This is a genomic window from Microbacterium sp. K24, from assembly GCF_004794465.1.
Lineage (GTDB): Bacteria > Actinomycetota > Actinomycetes > Actinomycetales > Microbacteriaceae > Microbacterium.
Window position 1 is genome coordinate 22,977 of sequence record NZ_SSDJ01000140.1, and the last position, 15,997, is coordinate 38,973.

Here is a 15,997-nt window from a genome sequence, read left to right on the forward strand (position 1 = left end):
GCCGCGCCGCCGTCTTGTCCGGACGCCGGAAAAGGCGTATAGTCCACGTGGACTAATCGAGGTGGAACATGAAGGATGCCGTGGATCGGCTCACCCCCATGGGAGTGATGGTGCTCGCGCTGCTGCGCGAGGCCGACATGCACCCCTATGAGATGGTGCGACTGTTGCGCGTGCGTCACGATGACCGGCTCCTCACGATCACGAACGGCACGCTCTACCACACGGTCGCCCGCCTCCAGCGGTCGGGGCTGATCGACGAGGTCGGCATCGATCGTGAGGGCAACCGTCCGGAGCGGACGACGTACACGCTGACGGATGCCGGGCGCGACGCGGTGATCGCCTGGGTGCAGCGCGAACTTCCGAAGGTCGACCGTCCGGCCGAATTCCGGATCGCCCTCGCGGAGGCTCACAACCTCGAGCGCGACGACACCGTCGAGCTCCTGCGCGCTCGCCGGGCGGCGCTCGTCGACGATCACGTCCTGCATCGCGACGGCCTGCGCAAGGCCACCGCCAAGGGGGTTCCCGCACAGGTGCTCGTTGAGATCGAGCGCCAGGAGGCCCTTCTCGAGGCCGAGCTGCGCTGGCTCGACACCCTGCTCGCCCGCCTCGAAGCCGACACGATCCCCTGGGGTCCTTCGGCGTTCACCGACTCAGACCGCTACCTCGCTCAGCGAAAGGCTGCACAGCAATGACCGAATCACGACAGGCCGCGGGGCCTGAGACCGGCCCCTTCGCGGCCGGCAACGAACCGAAGAGCCCGTGGCCCGCCCTGTGGGCGCTCGTCATCGGCTTCTTCATGATCCTCGTCGACACCACGATCGTCTCGGTCGCGAACCCGGCGATCAAGGCCGCGCTCGACCCGAACACGAACAACCTCGACAACGTGGTGTGGGTCACCAGCGCGTACCTGCTGACCTATGCCGTGCCGCTCCTCATCACGGGCCGTCTCGGCGACCGCTTCGGGCCGAAGAACATCTACCTCATCGGTCTGGCGATCTTCACGCTCGCCTCGCTGTGGTGCGGGCTCTCGAGCTCGCTCGAGGGACTCATCGTCGCCCGCGCGGTGCAGGGACTCGGCGCCGCCTTCATGACCCCGCAGACCATGGCGGTCATCACCCGCACCTTCCCGCCCAACCGCCGCGGCGCGGCCATGGGGCTGTGGGGCGCGACGGCCGGCGTCGCGACGCTCGTCGGGCCGCTGGCCGGCGGTCTGCTGGTCGACGGCTTCGGCTGGGAGTGGATCTTCTTCGTCAACCTGCCGGTCGGCGTCATCGCCTTCGTCGCCGCGTTGATCTTCGTCCCCCGCCTCAAGACGCACCCGCACCGTTTCGACATCCTCGGCGTCGTGCTCAGCGCCGTCGCGATCTTCCTCCTGGTCTTCGGACTGCAGGAGGGCGAGAAGTACGACTGGGGCGTCATCTGGGGTCCGATCTCGGTATGGGGCCTGATCATCGCCGGCATCGTCGTGCTCGCGCTGTTCGTGCTGCAGCAGTGGAAGACGAAGAGCGAGGCGCTCGTGCCGCTCGCGCTGTTCCGCGATCGCAACTTCTCCGGAGCGAACGTCGCGATCGCCGCGGTCGGCTTCGCGGTGACGAGCATGTCGCTGCCGCTGATGTTCTTCCTGCAGATCGCTCGGGGGCTGGCGCCGACCGAGGCCGCCCTCCTGATGATCCCGATGGCCGTGCTCTCCGGCGTGCTCGCGCCGCTCGCCGGACGCATCCTCGACCGCACCGATCCGCGGTTCATCCTGATCCCGGGCCTCATCGCCTTCGCGGCCGCGCTGTTCTGGTACTCGTCGCTGGTGAACATGGACACCCCGATCTGGATGTTCCTGTTCCCCTCGGCTCTGCTCGGCATCGGCAGCGCCGGCATGTGGGGACCGCTCGCGACGACGGCCACACGGATGCTGCCGATGCGCCAGGCCGGCGCCGGTGCGGGCATCTACAACACGACACGCACGATCGGCTCGGTCGTCGGCTCCGCCGCGATCGCGACCTTCATGCAGGCGCGGCTCGAGGCGAACCTGCCGGGCATGGGGGATGCCGCGGGCTCGATCGGCTCCGGCGGCGCGCTTCCCGCCCCCGTCGCCGAGGGCTTCTCGGCCGGCATGTCGCAGGCCATCCTGCTCCCGGCCGTCGTGATCCTCGTCGCCCTCATCGCCTCGCTGTTCCTGCGCGGAGCGCCGAAGGCGAAGCCGACCGAGCCGGTCGCGGCCGACGTCCCGGCATCCGCCCCGATCGACTGACGCAGTTCACGCCGAGCCACCCCTCTCTGGCCGAGCCACCCCTCTGAGAACGTCCGCAGAGGGGTGGCTCGGTCGTAAGGGGGTGGTTCGGCGCCTGTCTCGGCCTGCGATCTGTCGCCCGTTAGGGTGGATGATCGGCGGCTGTCCGGTCGCATCATCCGATCCCGAGGAGCATCCGTCGTGATCCGCACTCCTTCCGCGCGCATGCGTGGCTTCGGCCGTACCGCCGTCGCCGCCGCGCTCACCGCGTTCGTCGCCGTCGGCGCCCTTCTCGGCGGAGCCTCGAGCGCCGTCGCCGCCGAAGACGGCGAGACCTACGTCATCGGCACCGACACCACGTTCGCCCCGTTCGAGTTCACCGATGCGAGCGGCGACCTCGTCGGCATCGACATGGACCTGCTCCGCGCGATCGCGAAGGACCAGGGCTTCGAGGTCGAGATCCGGCAGCTCGGATTCGACGCCGCCGTGCAGGCGCTGCAGGCCAACCAGGTGGATGCCGTCATGGCCGGCATGTCGATCACCGACGAGCGCAAGCAGACCTTCGACTTCAGCGACCCGTACTTCACCAGCGGCATCCAGCTCGGTGTGCTCGAGTCCAGCGACATCCAGTCCCTCGACGACCTCGACGGCGAGGCGGTGGCGGTCAAGACCGGCACGCAGGGCCAGACATTCGCCGAGGAGAACCAGGACGAGTACGGCTTCATCGTCACCCCTTACTCCGACACGACCGACATGGTCGACGCCGTGAAGGCGGGCCAGGCGGTCGGCTACTTCGAGGACTTCCCGGTGCTGGCGTACGGCATCCAGCAGGGCTCCGGATTCCGCCTCATCGGAGAGCCCGAGCTCGGCGGCGAGTACGGCTTCGCGGTCAACAAGGGCATGAACCCCGAGCTGATCGAGATGTTCAACGCGGGCCTCGCGAACCTGCAGGAGTCCGGCGAATACGACAAGATCGTCGACACCTACCTCGCGGGCGGTGAGACCTCGACGCAGGCGACCGACATCATCTCGGTCGCGGTGCAGTACTGGCCCGCTCTGATGCAGGGTCTCTGGCTCACGATCCTCGCCACGCTCGTCGCGCTCGTCGCGGCGTTCATCCTCGGACTGGTGTTCGGCTTCGGTCGCATCTCGACCTTCCTGCCGTTCCGCTGGCTCGCGACCGCCTACGTGTTCGTGTTCCGCGGGACGCCGATCCTCGTGCAGGCGTTCTTCGTGTTCTTCGCCATCCCGCAGCTGTTCCCCGGCCTGACCTTCAACCCGTTCGTCGCCGGAGCGATCACGCTGTCGCTCAACACGGGTGCGTACATGACCGAGATCATCCGCGGCGGCATCCAGGCGGTCGATCCCGGTCAGGCCGAGGCGTCGCGCTCGCTCGGACTCGGGCACTGGAAGACGATGCAGAAGGTCGTGCTCCCGCAGGCGTTCCGCATCATGATCCCGTCGTTCGTGAACCAGGGCATCATCACCCTCAAGGACACGTCGCTGATCAGCGTCATCGGTCTGGCCGAGCTCACGTTCGTGTCGCGCCAGATCATCGCCTCCACCTACCTGTCGGCACAGGTGCTGACGATCGTCGCCATCATCTACTTCGTCGTGATCACGCTTCTGACGCTGCTCGCGAACCGCCTGGAGAGGAAGTTCAACGCATGAGCAAGATCGAGGTCAAGGGTCTGCACAAGTCGTTCGGCGACAACCAGGTGCTCAAGGGCATCGACCTGGCTGTCGACGACGGCGAGGTCGTCGCGGTCATCGGCCCGTCGGGCTCGGGCAAGTCGACGCTGCTGCGCTGCCTGAACAAGCTCGAGGAGCCCACGTCGGGGCACATCATCATCGACGGCGTCGACCTCACCGACAAGAGCGTCAAGCTCGACGAGGTGCGTCAGCGCATCGGCATGGTGTTCCAGCACTTCAACCTGTTCCCGCACATGACCGTGCTCGAGAACATCACCCTCGCGCCGATCGAGCTCGGCAAGCTGTCGAAGGCTCAGGCCCGCGAGCGGGCGATGTCGCTGCTCGAGCGCGTCGGCCTGGCGGAGAAGGCCGATGCGAAGCCGGCATCCCTCTCCGGCGGTCAGAAGCAGCGCGTGGCGATCGCCCGCGCGCTCGCGATGGACCCCGAGATCATGCTGTTCGACGAGGCGACGAGCGCACTCGACCCTGAGATGGTCGGCGAGGTGCTGCAGGTCATCCGCGACCTCGCATCGGGCGGCATGACGATGGTGCTGGTCACGCACGAGATGGGCTTCGCCCGCGAGGTCTCCGGTCGCACGGTCTTCATGGACGCGGGTGTCGTGGTGGAAGAGGCTCCGCCTGCCGAGCTGTTCGGCGCCCCGAAGAACGAGCGCCTGAAGGACTTCCTCTCGAAGGTGCTCTGAAGAACCGTCACCTCTTGTCGCCGAGCGGCCCCTCTGTGTGCGAACCGTCCCCTTGAGTGCGCATGAAAGGGGCCGGTTCGGGCGTAAGGGGCCGGGTCGGCGGGCAGGAACGGCGGGCGACTAGTCGTCGAGGGGCTGCGCGGGCGCGACGGCGGGATCGGATGCCGTCGCTCGAGGTGCGTGTCGGCGTATCGTCGCGCTGACCAGGGCCGCGACCGCGCAGAGCCCGGCGGCCGCGAACCACGCGAAGGTGTACTGGCCGGTGTGGTCGCGCACGATACCGGCGAGGATCGACGCGATGCCGGCGCCGATCTGGTGCGCCGCGAACACCCAGCCGAACACCAGGGGGCCCTTCGCCCCGAACACCTCACGGCAGAGGGCGATGGTCGGCGGCACGGTGGCGACCCAGTCGAGTCCGTAGATCACGATGAAGACGACGATGCTGGGCTGCACCTCCGCCGAGAGCAGGCTCGGCAGGAACAGCAGGCTCACCCCGCGCAGCGCGTAGTAGGCCGCGAGCAGGATGCGCGGGTTGACCCGGTCGGTGAGCCAGCCCGAGAACACGGTCCCGGCGATGTCGAAGATGCCGACGACCGCGAGCAGACCGGCGGCCGTCGTGGTCGGCATCCCGTGGTCGTGGGCGCTCGGGATGAAGTGCGTGCCGATGAGGCCGTTCGTGGTCGCCCCGCAGATCGCGAAGCCGATCGCGAGCGCCCAGAACGTGCGCGTGCGTGCGGCTTCGCGCAGCGTGGTCAGGGCGAGCGTGGCCGCACCCCAGGCGGATCCGCGCGGTACGGGTGCCGGGGCGATGGAGGGTCCGGTCTCGCCGTAGCGGGCGACGCCGAGGTCGCTCGGGCGGTTGCGCAGGAAGATCCAGACGAGCGGTGCGACGGCGAGCGCGCCTCCCGCGATGATGAAGGATGCGCCGCGCCAGCCGATGTCCTCGGCCGCGGCGGCGATGACGGGCAGGAAGATGAGCTGCCCGGTCGCGCTTCCCGCGGTGAGCACGCCGGAGACGAGACCTCGACGCGTCGCGAACCAGGTGTCGGTGATGGTGGCGGCGAACACCAGGGCCATCGATCCGGTGCCGAGGCCGATCAGCACTCCCCAGGTCAGGATCAGCTGGCCCGGTGTCGCGACCAGCACGCTCAGCGCGGCGCCCGCGCCGATCACGAACAGCGCGACGACCGTGACGGCACGGATGCCGAACCGCTGCATGAGCGCGGCGGCGAACGGCGCGATGAGCCCGTAGAGCAGGAGGTTGATGGAGACCGCGAGCGAGAGCTCGGCCGTCGTCCAGCCGAATTCCTCTTCCAGTGGCACCATGAGCACGCCGGGGGCGGCGCGGAAGCCGGCCGCTCCGATCAGCGCGATCAGCGCGACGAGGGCCACGGTCCACGCGGGATGGAAGCGGCGTGCTCGTGCGGGCGGTGTGACGGTGGGTTCCTCCACCGACTCGGCGGTCACGCCGCGCCTCCGGCGATCAGGGCGAACGAGTCGCCGCCCATGCTCTGCCGCGCCCACCGGGTGCTGTCGGCGTCGAGCGGAGCCGCGCAGCGCCTGCACCAGTCGACGGATGCCGCTGCCTCGCCGCATCGCCCGCAGCTCACGGTGAGCCCGTAGTCGTCGTCCGGGTCGGTGACGCGGGAGAACCGCGCGTAGGCGTGCAGGATCGGGAGGGTCTCGCGTCCGGCATCCGTCAGCACATATCCGGGCCGGGGTCCGTCGTCACGGGTGAGGAGCCCGGCGTCGACCATGGAGCTCAGCCGTCGGGCGAGCACCGAGTCGGCGGCGCCGGTGGCGTCACGCAGCTGGTCGAAGCGGGTGCGGCCCGAGAAGAGCTCGCGCAGGATCAGCAGCACCCACGGGTCGGCGAGCACGTCGGCGGAGCGGGCGATGGGGCACGTCGTGGACGACCAGTCGGAGCGGAGCGGCATCCGTCAACTTTCTTGAAGAAAGTACGCGATGTCAAGACGCATTCCGATTCTTTTCCGCCATCTGCATCCGAAACCGACGCTCCGGCGGAATCACTCTCGGAAGGGCAGCGAAAGGCGGCCCCGGTTCAAGGAGGAAGATAGTGCGCAAGACAGCAGCCGCCGGCCTCGCCGTCGGAATGATCGCCGCTCTCGGACTGGCGATGCCCGCCGGGGCCGCGACCGACGACACCGCCCAGCTCTCGGTTCTTCATGCGATCCCCGACACCCCCGTCGACGTCTACGTCAACGGGGCCCTGACGATCGACGACTTCCAGCCCGGCGACCTCGCCGGACCGCTCGCTCTTCCGGCCGGAGACTACGAAGTCGCGCTGACTGCTCCGGACGCCGTCGATGCCAGCGCCCCCGTGGTGGGACCGGCGACCATCACTCTCACGGCTGGAGCGAACTACACCGCCGTCGCGCATCTCACCGAAGCCGGGGAACCCGGACTGAACCTCTTCACGAACGACACGTCGCAGACGGCGGCGGGACAGGGGCGACTGACGGTGCGTCACGTGGCCGCGGCGCCCGCGGTCGACGTGCTCGCAGGCGGATCTCCCGTCATCCAGGGCCTCACCAACCCCGATGAGGCCTCTCTCAACCTCCCCGCCGGCACTGTCTCCGCGTCCGTCGCTCTCGCCGGCACCACCGACCCGGTCCTCGGACCGACCGACGTCGCCGTGCAGGAAGGCGTCCTCACGATCCTGTACGCGTGGGGCAGCGCGGAAGACGGCAACCTCGCCATCGCCGCCCAGACCATCGGGGGCCTGCACTCCAACCCGGGTGGCGTCCCGTCAGGAACGGCCGGGTATCTCGCCCAGAGCGACTCGACGGCGACGATCATGGGCGTCGCGGCGCTCGGCGGTCTGGCGATCCTCCTCGCCGTCGGCCTCGGCCTGTCGACCCGCCGGCAGGAGGTCCGCCGCTGATGGGCCGAGGCACACCATCCCGCGCCGAGCGGCGGATGATCCCCACGATCGCCGCCGTGGTCGGGATGGTGTGCCTCGCCGCCTGCACCCCCGTGGGGGTGGGGGGTGCGCTCCCCGCGTCCTCCCCCTCCGTCGTGTCGGAGCAACCGTCTCCCGCCCCCACCTCCACCCTCCGTCCTGAGGTCCGACCCGGCGCGCTGCCGACGGTCGAGCCGGTGCTGCCCCCGCAGCGACTGCGCATCCCTGCGCTGGGCGTCGACATGCCGGTGACCGACGTCGGCGTGGAGACCTCGGGCCAGATGCAGCTGCCTGTCGACCCCGCCATCGCCGGTTGGTATCGCTACGGTCCGGATGCCGACAGCGTGGCCGGAAACATCATGCTCGCCGCCCACGTCGACGCGGTCGACTATCCCATCGGGCCGCTCGCGCAGCTGCGGAGTCTCGCCGCGGGTGAGACGGTCGAGGTGGTGGCTGCCGACGGCTCGAGCCGGATCTATGCCGTCGAGTCGCTGACCTTCTACGAGAAATCCACGCTCCCGACAGCTGACCTCTTCGCGCGGGACGGTGCGCCGGCACTGGTGATCATCACCTGCGGCGGGCCCTTCGACTCATCGACGGGCCACTATCGCGATAACGTCGTGGCAATCGCGAGACCGGCATGAGAGGAGACGACCATGCAGCCCGCTTCCGACGCTGATGCCGATGCGCACTGGAGCGCGCGTTTCGTCTCCGGTGACGAGGTGGCCCTCGCCGAGATCTACCGCCGCTGGTCGCCGGTGGTCTTCACCCTCGCCCTCCGCTCGCTCGGAGACCGGCGAGACGCGGAGGACGTCACGCAGCGCACCTTCGTCTCGGCCTGGACGTCCCGGGCCGGTTACGACGCCTCGAAGGCCAAGCTCTCGACCTGGCTGGTCTCGATCGCGCGTCGACGGATCGCCGACATGCACGAGTCGCGCGCGAGGATCCGTCGCCTCCACGAGGAGATGGAGCGGGTCACGTCACCCGCGGACCTCGTCAGCGCCCCCGTCGACCTCTCCGAGACGCTCCTGCTGGCGAACGAGATGAGGCAGCTCACGCCGGATGCGCGCGAGGTCATGCGGCTCGCCTTCTACGACGATCTGACGCACGAGGAGATCTCCCAGAGACTCGACATGCCACTCGGTACGGTGAAGAGCCATATCCGTCGAAGCCTCGTGCGAATGCGTGACCGATTGGAGGTCAGCCATGTCACATCTTGATCCCGAACAGCTCGCTCTCCTCGCTCTCGGCGAGCCGGTCGCGTCGGATGACGATCGCGCTCACCTCGCTGCGTGCCCCGCCTGCGCGGCGGAGGTGCAGGAGATGGCTCACGCGGCGACGGTGGCCAGGACGACCATGGAGGAGGGCGCCCTCGAGCAGCCGTCCGGCGAGGTCTGGACGCGCATCCGGGAGGAGCTCTCGCTCGGCGCCGAGGTCGCCGCGGATCCCTTCGCCACCGCCGACAGCCCGCCCGCGGAGCCGACCCCGTCGGCTCCGGCCGGTGTCCGTCGGCGGCGCGCCTCTCGCCGCCTCTGGACGCTCGCGGCATCGCTCGTCCTCATCGTGGCCGGAGGGTCGATCGCCTGGGCTCTCGTGTCATCGAATCTCGCACCGATCCCCGTCGCGACGGCCGAACTCGAGGCCTTCCCCGGCCACTCGGGGGCCGCCGGCACCGCCCAGGTCCGCGAGGACGGAGACGGGGTGCGCGAGCTCACGGTCACCCTCGACGGCGACAGCGACTCGGACGACTACCGGGAGGTGTGGCTGATCCGCAACGACGGGCAGGCACTCATCAGCCTCGGCGTGCTCGGAGCATCCTCCGGCACGTTCGCGATCCCGTCCGGTGTGGATCTCTCGGAGTACGACCTCGTCGACATCTCCTTCGAGCCGGTCGACGGCGATCCCGCGCACTCCGGCGATTCGATCGTGCGGGGGCGCCTCGGCTCCCGCTGAGACCGAACGTCGTCGACGCGGTCGGCTACTCCGCGACGCGGGCCGCGATGTCGCTGCGGTGGTGCGACCCGTCGAGGCGGATGCGGCCGATCGCATCGTAGGCGCGTTCGCGCGCCGTGCGGAAGTCGGATGCCAGCGCGACGACGCTCAGCACGCGCCCGCCCGAGGCCACGAGGGAACCGCCGGGAGCGTCCGGGCTTGCGGTCGCGGCATGCGCGACATGCACGCCCTCGACGGCGGCGGCATCCGCCAGTCCTTCGATCGGGCGCCCGGTCTGCGGCGCCTCCGGGTAGCCCTCGCTCGCCAGCACGACGGTGATCGCGACATCGTCGCGGAAGACGGGCTCCGGCTGATCCTCGAGAGTGCCGGATGCCGCCGCGAACAGCAGCTCCGACAGTGGCGTGACCAGGCGCGGCAGCACGACCTGCGTCTCGGGGTCGCCGAACCGGGCGTTGAACTCGATGACACGCACACCGGCGGGGGTGAGGATGAGTCCGGCATAGAGCAGGCCGATGAACGGCGTGCCCTCCGCGTCGAGCTGACGGATCACCGGGAGGGCGACGTCGCGGGTGACCTCCTCGACGAACGCCTGCTCGCTGCCGAACTGCTCGGCGAGCCACGGCAGCGGCGAATACGCGCCCATGCCGCCCGTGTTGGGGCCTTCGTCGCCGTCGAGCGCGCGCTTGAAGTCCTGTGCGGGGCTGAGCGCCCGCACGGTGTCGCCGTCGCTCAGGAAGAACAGCGACACCTCGGGCCCCGTGAGGAACTCCTCCACGAGCACCGGACCCGCGGGGAGGAAGTGTTCGGCGTGTGCGAGAGCTGCGGCACGGTCGGACGTCACGATGACGCCCTTGCCCGCGGCGAGCCCGTCGGCCTTGACGACGTAGGGGGCGCCGAGCTGGTCGAACGCGGCCTCGACGTCGGCGACGGTGGAGGCGCGCACCGCGCGACCCGTCGGAACGCCCGCGGCATCCATGACCCGCTTCGCGAACGCCTTCGAACCCTCGAGCTGGGCCGCGGCCTTGCCGGGACCGAACACCGGCACGCCGTGCGCGCGGAGCGCATCCGCGACCCCGGCGACGAGCGGAGCCTCAGGCCCGACGACGACGAGGTTGATCGCGTGCTCGTTGGCGAAGGAGGTGACCGCCGCGCCGTCGAGCGGATCGACCGAGACGGGGGTGGCATCCTGCGCGATGCCGGCGTTGCCGGGAGAGACGAAGATCTCGTGCTCCGCCTGCTCCGCTCGCAGGGCGAGGATGATCGCGTGCTCACGGGCACCGGAACCGAGGACGAGAATCTTCACCGGTCCAGCCTACCGAGGGTGGCCGCCGCGTTTCGGTGCGACGGTCGTCGGCTCAGAGCTCGATCGGGCGCTCGTCCGAGCGATCCCAGGGCAGGGTCCACCCGGCCGCGTCGAACAGGGCGTCGAGCACCATGGCGGTGAAGCCCCAGACGATCGTGCCGTCGACGTCGAACGCCGGACCCTTGAACGTCTGACCCAGGCGGTGGAGGGTCGACGTGAACCGCGTCTCGGGGTCGAGCAGCTGCGCGACCGGCACCCGGAACACCTCGACCGTCTCGGCATGATCGACCGCGACCACGCGCGACGGCGAGCGCCACCAGCCGAGCACCGGTGTGACCAGATGGTTGCTCGCGGCGAGCGGGATCTCGGGCAGCGTCGCCAGCACCTCGACGCCCGACGGGTCGAGCCCCGTCTCCTCCTGCGCCTCGCGGAGCGCGGTCGCCACGGCATCGGCATCCTGCTCTTCGCGGCGTCCGCCGGGGAACGAGACCTGCCCGGGATGCGACGAGAGGGTGGCGGCACGACGCTGCAGCAGCACGTCGAGGTCGGCGGCGACCGTCAGCTCGTCGGTCTCCGCCGGGATGCTGTCGAGGCGGCCGAACAGCACCAGGACGGATGCCGGGTGGGCGCCGTCGAACACGGCGGGGAAGCCCCGCGTCCACCCGTCGGTGCGCTGCGCGGTCGCGAGCAGCTCGGCGCGTGCGCCGTGGAGGGTGTCGGGATCGGGGCTCATCGACACGAGCCTATTCCTGCTGCAGTGTCGGAGGGGCGGCGGCGTACCCTCGTTCTCATGCCCTCCCGCAAGATCGACATCATCACCGGACGCACGGCGCTCGACGCCGTCCGCGCCGCGGATGCCGCGGGGACGACGCCGCAGCGCACCGACCTCGCGACCGCGGTGCGGTACCTGCTGCAGCTGCTCGACGAGAAGGCTCCGGGCAACAGCGTCGAGGTGCGGGTGCCGCCGTTCGGGGCGGTGCAGGTCATCCAGGGGCCCCGGCACACGCGCGGAACGCCGCCGAACGTCGTCGAGATGGATGCCGCGACCTGGATCGCGGTCGCGACCGGTGCGGAGATCTGGACGGATGCCGAGACGGCCGGCCGCATCGCCGCCTCCGGCACCCGCGCCAGCCTCGTCGACGTGCTGCCCCTGCGGCCGTAGCACCGTCGGTTCCGGTCGCAGTTTCGGTCGGTCGCCTCCGTTCCGGTCGCACTTTCGGTCGCTTCGGGGCGTGTCGGGCGGCAGATACTGCGACCGGAACGGCCGTGACCCTCCTCAGCGCCGGGCGACGACCAGCGGCACGCCGGTGACGGGGTGCGGGAAGACGTCGACCGGCTGGCCGTAGACCTCCTCGATGCGCGCCGCCGTCAGCACCTCGGCCGGCGCTCCCGACGCGACGACGCGCCCCTCCGAGAGCAGGGTCACCCGATCCGCGTGCGCGAGTGCGGCATTCAGGTCGTGCAGCACGATGGCGACGGCGATCCCGGCATCCGCTCGCGCCCGGATCAGGCGCATCACATCCTCATGGTGCTTGAGATCGAGCGCGGCCGTCGGCTCGTCGAGCAGCAGGATGCCGGTGCTCTGGGCGATCACCCGCGCGAGCGCGACGCGGGCGCGCTCGCCGCCGGAGAGCGAGGTCACCGATCGCGCGTGCAGGGCCGTGATCTCGGTGAGCTCCATCGCGGACGCCACCACGAGGTCGTCCTCATCGGCGGCCGGTGTGCGGGCCCAGGGCGTGCGGCCCATCCGCACCACCTGCTCGGCACTGAACGGGAAAGTGACCGTGTTCTCCTGCAGGAGCACGGCGCGCTGCTGCGCCAGCATCCGCGGGCGCAGGTCGCCGATCGGCCGATCGTCGAGCCTGACCTCTCCCGACCGGGCGGTGATGTCTCCCGCGAGCACGCCGAACAGCGTGGTCTTCCCCGCGCCGTTCGGGCCCACGAGCGCATGCACCTCGCCGGCGTGGATGTCGATCGAGGCGTCTTCGAGGATGCTGCGGCCCTCGCCGACGTGCACCGTGAGGCCGCTTCCGCGCAGCCGCACCGTCATGCCCATCCTCCCGAACGGCGGCGGGTGCGTACGAGCAGCCAGAGGAAGAACGGCCCGCCGACGAGCGAGGTGATCATGCCGATCGGCAGATCCGCCAGGGGCACCGCGGTTCGGGCGACGAGGTCGGCCACGGCGATGAGCAGAGCACCTCCGAGAGCGGACGCGATGACGAGCGGCAGGTGCGCCGGGCCGATCAGCATGCGCATCAGATGCGGCACCACGAGGCCGGCGAAGCCGATGATGCCGGCGAAGGCGACGGCCGCGCAGACGAGGATCGCCACCGTCACGATGACGATCATCCGCAGCAGCTCGACGTTCACTCCGAGATGCCGGGCGGTGCGCTCGCCGAGGGCGAAGAGGTCGAGGGTCGGGGCGACGATGAGGGCGGCGACGACACCGATCCCGACGAGGGGAGCGACCAGCCGGATGTTCTCCCACAGGGCTCCGTTGAGCGAGCCGAGCTGCCAGAACACGATCTGCTCGCGCGTCGACGTCGTGCCGAGGAAGGTGAAGAAGGCCATGCCGGCGCCGGCGATGGCGTTGATCGCGATGCCGGTCAGCAGCAGCGTCACGACCTCGGTGCGCCCGCCGGAGCGGCTGATGAAGTAGACCGCGAGCACGGCGAGGAGGCCGCCGAGGAACGCGAACGCGGGCGTCGTCCACATCCCGAAGGTGGCCAGGCCGAACGTGATGCTCGCTGCCGCACCGAGGGCCGCTCCCGACGAGACGCCGACGACGCCGGCATCCGCCAGCGGGTTCCCGAAGATCGCCTGCATGAGCACGCCCGAGACGGCCAGGGCGGCGCCGACGAGGAGTCCGAGCACGAGGCGCGGCATCCGGATGCTGTTGATCACGCCGTAGTCCGTCGACGAGGTGGGCGCCCAGGCGGTGTCGATTCCCACGCCGTGGAGCAGCACGCCGATGAGCCCGCTGGGGGAGAGGGCGTATTGACCGCTCGTGATCGACAGGGTGCAGGTGATCACGAGGGCGACGAGCAGGCCGACGAGCACCGCGACGAATCGCAGTCTCCGATGCCCGGCCGGCGTCGGGGTGACGACCTCGCCGCTCACTTCGCGGGCTCGGGGGCGTACAGCGCGCGAGCGAGGGCGCTGATGACCTCGGCGGACCGTGGTCCGAAGCTGAGGATCTCGCTGTCGGCCATGTCGATCACGCGGCGGTTCGCTCCGGCAGGCGTCTCGGCGACGGCCGGGATCCGCTCGATCAGCCCGTCGATGCCGCCGACCGATTCCAGGCCGTCCGTCATCATGACCAGCACGTCGGGCCGCGCGGCGACGAGCGCCTCCGCCGTCATGGGCTTCATGCCCTCCCAGCCGATCTCGCCGGCGACGTCGACGCCTCCGACGGCGTCGATCAGGGAGTCGGCGCCGGAATCCTCTCCGAAGATGTAGTAGACGTTCGCGCTGCCGCGCACATAGAGGAACAGCATCCGGGCGCGGTCCTCCTTGGCGGCGGGGGCCACGTCGGCGATCTCGGCGAGGGACGCGTCGAGCTCGGCATCCAGCCGCGCGATGAGCGCGTCGCCCCGGCTCGGCACACCCAGCGCGGCGGCGATCTCGGTCACGAGTTCGTCGGTCGTGTCGATGCGGCGGTCGCTGGAGATGACGACGACGGTGATGCCGGCGTCACGCAGCTGCTGGCGGATCTCCTTGGGGCCGATGGTGGTGTCGGTGAGGATGACGGTGGGTGCGAGTTCGAGGATCGCCTCGGCGTTGAGCGAGTGGCCGGTCTTCGTGACGACGGGCAGATCCTCGGTGCCGGCGAAGTCGGTGGACGAGTCGCGGCCGACGACCTGGTCGCCGAGGCCGAGCGCGAAGACCGTCGACGCGATCGTGCCGGAGATGTCGATGGGGAGGATGCGGTCGACATCGGTGATCTCGACCGCGCGGCCTTCGCTGTCGGTGACCGTGACCGGCAGCCGGGGGGCGGTGTCGTCGTCGACCGGCTCGATCGCGTGGTCCGACAGGCACGCGGTCGATCCGCCGGTGACACCGCGCACGTCCTCGACCAGGTCGAGCGACGCCAGCGGCACGGAGGCCTGCGGGCAGCTCTCGGCGGCTTCCGGCGGCGATGCCGCGGTCGCGCCCGGCTCCGCGCACGCGGTGAGGCCGACGGCGAGAACGGAGGCGAGGAGGACTGCGAGGACGCGGCGCATTAGGCAAGGCTATCCTAAAACTTGACGCGCTCCGAGGCGGCCCCCTACGCTCGGGACCGTGAGCTTTGTTAGCCAAGCCTAACCAACCTTCATCCCTTCGCCCGACTGCATTGCGGCACCGCCGGCGCGCGTGTCCGCGTGCCCCCGGGGTCCGGAGAGAACCCGTGAACGACACAGCCATGACCCTCAGAGCGAGCAGCCGCGTCCGCGTGCTGATCGCCGCCTTCATCTCCTTCCTCCTCATCGCCGCAGGGTCGGTGGTGGCCACCCCGGCCCACGCCGCCGACGGCAGCGTCACGGCTGATGTCAGCGCCGCGTCGACGTCAGGCGTGACCGTGCAGGTGCAGGCATCCGGACTCCCGGACGTCGCGGGCGCCTACGCCGCGCTCATCGTCACGGGGACCGAGGGGTCGATCTCCGCGGGCGGCGGATACGCGGCGTTCGCGATGCCGTTCCCCGCCGTGAGCGGGGGAGCGAGCTCGTTCACCCTGACAGCCCCCGCGGGATCGCTCGACCGCACCAAGACCTACGAGGTGCTGGTCTGGAAGCAGCACTCGAACCCGGATGCCACGACGATCTACGCCCGCGGCGCCGTCGGGATCACCGGTGCGCAGTGGGATGCCGTCTTCGGCGCGGAGCCGGGGACGGATCCGGGCACCGACCCGGGGACTGACCCGGGCACGGATCCCGGAACCGACCCGGGCACGGACCCGGGCACGGATCCCGGTACCGACCCGGGCACGCCCCCGGCATCCGCGGCGATCGAGGTCTTCCTCGCCGACGGCACCACGCCGGCGGCGGACGCGCCGCTACAGGCGGGCGACACGATCGTCGTGAAGGGCTCGGGCTACGATCCGACCGCGAACGTCGGCGGTCGGGGCGTCCCGATCCCGTCGACGCTGCCGCAGGGCACCTACGTCGTGTTCGGCAACTTCGCCTCGGCCTGGCAGCCGTCCACGGGTGCGGCGTCGTCGA

General features: G+C 70.2%; 17 protein-coding genes and 1 pseudogene. 10 read left to right on the plus strand and 8 right to left on the minus strand.

Annotation, left to right across the window (positions count from 1 at the left end):
- Positions 1-68 precede the first annotated feature (68 nt).
- From DW306_RS16805 to DW306_RS16820, 4 genes are all read left to right on the plus strand, one after another.
- Positions 69-692 (plus strand): PadR family transcriptional regulator, encoded by a 624-nt coding sequence (locus DW306_RS16805; protein ID WP_136056738.1) that lies wholly within the window; start codon positions 69-71, stop codon positions 690-692.
- Complete coding sequence (locus DW306_RS16810; protein ID WP_136056739.1) at positions 689-2,245, plus strand: DHA2 family efflux MFS transporter permease subunit; 1,557 nt, start codon at positions 689-691, stop codon at positions 2,243-2,245. Before DW306_RS16805 ends, DW306_RS16810 begins: the two co-directional genes overlap by 4 nt.
- A 180-nt stretch (positions 2,246-2,425) precedes the next feature.
- A complete protein-coding gene (locus tag DW306_RS16815) occupies positions 2,426-3,895 on the plus strand; it encodes an amino acid ABC transporter substrate-binding protein/permease (RefSeq protein WP_136056740.1) in 1,470 nt (489 codons plus the stop codon).
- Positions 3,892-4,620, plus strand: a complete 729-nt coding sequence (locus DW306_RS16820; RefSeq protein WP_136056741.1) for an amino acid ABC transporter ATP-binding protein — start codon at positions 3,892-3,894, stop codon at positions 4,618-4,620. The genes DW306_RS16815 and DW306_RS16820 overlap by 4 nt, the downstream gene beginning before the upstream one ends.
- A 120-nt stretch (positions 4,621-4,740) precedes the next feature.
- On the opposite strand, the gene DW306_RS16825 is transcribed toward DW306_RS16820, so the two are convergent.
- Both DW306_RS16825 and DW306_RS21670 read right to left on the minus strand, forming a co-directional pair.
- Positions 4,741-6,087, minus strand: coding sequence for an MFS transporter (locus tag DW306_RS16825; protein WP_168429348.1), 1,347 nt, complete (start codon positions 6,085-6,087; stop codon positions 4,741-4,743).
- Positions 6,084-6,557, minus strand: coding sequence for a helix-turn-helix domain-containing protein (locus tag DW306_RS21670; RefSeq protein ID WP_136056743.1), 474 nt, complete (start codon positions 6,555-6,557; stop codon positions 6,084-6,086). The genes DW306_RS16825 and DW306_RS21670 overlap by 4 nt, the downstream gene beginning before the upstream one ends.
- Before the next feature lie 140 nt (positions 6,558-6,697).
- Here DW306_RS21670 and DW306_RS16835 point away from each other — a divergent pair, with 140 nt between their 5' ends.
- From DW306_RS16835 to DW306_RS16845, 3 genes are read left to right on the plus strand one after another with little or no spacing between them, the layout of a single operon-like run.
- Positions 6,698-7,525 (plus strand): DUF4397 domain-containing protein, encoded by an 828-nt coding sequence (locus DW306_RS16835; RefSeq protein ID WP_136056744.1) that lies wholly within the window; start codon positions 6,698-6,700, stop codon positions 7,523-7,525.
- 35 nt (positions 7,526-7,560) lie between these two features.
- Complete coding sequence (locus tag DW306_RS16840) at positions 7,561-8,187, plus strand: class F sortase (protein WP_136056745.1); 627 nt, start codon at positions 7,561-7,563, stop codon at positions 8,185-8,187.
- A 12-nt stretch (positions 8,188-8,199) separates the two neighbouring features.
- Complete coding sequence (locus DW306_RS16845; protein ID WP_136056746.1) at positions 8,200-8,763, plus strand: sigma-70 family RNA polymerase sigma factor; 564 nt, start codon at positions 8,200-8,202, stop codon at positions 8,761-8,763.
- On the opposite strand, the gene DW306_RS21725 is transcribed toward DW306_RS16845, so the two are convergent.
- Positions 8,753-8,875 carry a hypothetical protein gene (locus DW306_RS21725; protein WP_275092156.1) on the minus strand — a complete coding sequence of 41 codons (123 nt, stop codon included), beginning with the start codon at positions 8,873-8,875 and terminating at the stop codon, positions 8,753-8,755. The two genes, DW306_RS16845 and DW306_RS21725, sit on opposite strands and share 11 nt — an antisense overlap.
- On the opposite strand from DW306_RS21725, the gene DW306_RS16850 reads away from it, so the two are divergent.
- A complete protein-coding gene (locus DW306_RS16850) occupies positions 8,867-9,496 on the plus strand; it encodes an anti-sigma factor (RefSeq protein WP_240747240.1) in 630 nt (209 codons plus the stop codon). The two genes, DW306_RS21725 and DW306_RS16850, sit on opposite strands and share 9 nt — an antisense overlap.
- Positions 9,497-9,521: 25 nt before the next feature.
- Here DW306_RS16850 and purD read toward each other — a convergent pair whose 3' ends face one another.
- Positions 9,522-10,799, minus strand: coding sequence for a phosphoribosylamine--glycine ligase (gene purD / locus DW306_RS16855; protein ID WP_136056748.1), 1,278 nt, complete (start codon positions 10,797-10,799; stop codon positions 9,522-9,524).
- Between the two features lie 52 nt (positions 10,800-10,851).
- Positions 10,852-11,532, minus strand: coding sequence for a CoA pyrophosphatase (locus DW306_RS16860; RefSeq protein ID WP_136056749.1), 681 nt, complete (start codon positions 11,530-11,532; stop codon positions 10,852-10,854).
- 57 nt (positions 11,533-11,589) lie between these two features.
- On the opposite strand from DW306_RS16860, the gene DW306_RS16865 reads away from it, so the two are divergent.
- Positions 11,590-11,961: a sterol carrier family protein gene (locus tag DW306_RS16865; RefSeq protein WP_136056750.1), complete on the plus strand. Its 372-nt coding sequence runs from the start codon at positions 11,590-11,592 to the stop codon at positions 11,959-11,961.
- A gap of 114 nt (positions 11,962-12,075) precedes the next feature.
- Here DW306_RS16865 and DW306_RS16870 read toward each other — a convergent pair whose 3' ends face one another.
- Genes DW306_RS16870 through DW306_RS16880 form a run of 3 tightly spaced genes read right to left on the minus strand, consistent with a single transcriptional unit; the run spans position 12,076 to position 15,022 of the window.
- Positions 12,076-12,849 (minus strand): heme ABC transporter ATP-binding protein, encoded by a 774-nt coding sequence (locus DW306_RS16870; protein WP_136056751.1) that lies wholly within the window; start codon positions 12,847-12,849, stop codon positions 12,076-12,078.
- A complete protein-coding gene (locus DW306_RS16875) occupies positions 12,846-13,919 on the minus strand; it encodes an iron ABC transporter permease (RefSeq protein WP_136056752.1) in 1,074 nt (357 codons plus the stop codon). Before DW306_RS16875 ends, DW306_RS16870 begins: the two co-directional genes overlap by 4 nt.
- Complete coding sequence (locus DW306_RS16880; RefSeq protein WP_136056753.1) at positions 13,916-15,022, minus strand: ABC transporter substrate-binding protein; 1,107 nt, start codon at positions 15,020-15,022, stop codon at positions 13,916-13,918. Before DW306_RS16880 ends, DW306_RS16875 begins: the two co-directional genes overlap by 4 nt.
- 179 nt (positions 15,023-15,201) lie before the next feature.
- On the opposite strand from DW306_RS16880, the pseudogene DW306_RS16885 reads away from it, so the two are divergent.
- Positions 15,202-15,997: pseudogene (locus DW306_RS16885) on the plus strand (hypothetical protein); the annotation flags it as partial.

Coding starts and splice junctions, on each gene's coding strand:
- DW306_RS16810 (WP_136056739.1), top strand. CDS start 689: ATGACCGAATCACGACAGGCCGCGGGGCCTGAGACCGGCCCCTTCGCG.
- DW306_RS16840 (WP_136056745.1), top strand. CDS start 7,561: ATGATCCCCACGATCGCCGCCGTGGTCGGGATGGTGTGCCTCGCCGCC.
- DW306_RS16805 (WP_136056738.1), top strand. CDS start 69: ATGAAGGATGCCGTGGATCGGCTCACCCCCATGGGAGTGATGGTGCTC.
- DW306_RS16870 (WP_136056751.1), bottom strand. CDS start 12,849: ATGACGGTGCGGCTGCGCGGAAGCGGCCTCACGGTGCACGTCGGCGAG.
- DW306_RS16860 (WP_136056749.1), bottom strand. CDS start 11,532: ATGAGCCCCGATCCCGACACCCTCCACGGCGCACGCGCCGAGCTGCTC.
- DW306_RS16850 (WP_240747240.1), top strand. CDS start 8,867: ATGGCTCACGCGGCGACGGTGGCCAGGACGACCATGGAGGAGGGCGCC.
- DW306_RS16820 (WP_136056741.1), top strand. CDS start 3,892: ATGAGCAAGATCGAGGTCAAGGGTCTGCACAAGTCGTTCGGCGACAAC.
- DW306_RS16845 (WP_136056746.1), top strand. CDS start 8,200: ATGCAGCCCGCTTCCGACGCTGATGCCGATGCGCACTGGAGCGCGCGT.
- DW306_RS16865 (WP_136056750.1), top strand. CDS start 11,590: ATGCCCTCCCGCAAGATCGACATCATCACCGGACGCACGGCGCTCGAC.
- DW306_RS16880 (WP_136056753.1), bottom strand. CDS start 15,022: ATGCGCCGCGTCCTCGCAGTCCTCCTCGCCTCCGTTCTCGCCGTCGGC.
- DW306_RS21670 (WP_136056743.1), bottom strand. CDS start 6,557: ATGCCGCTCCGCTCCGACTGGTCGTCCACGACGTGCCCCATCGCCCGC.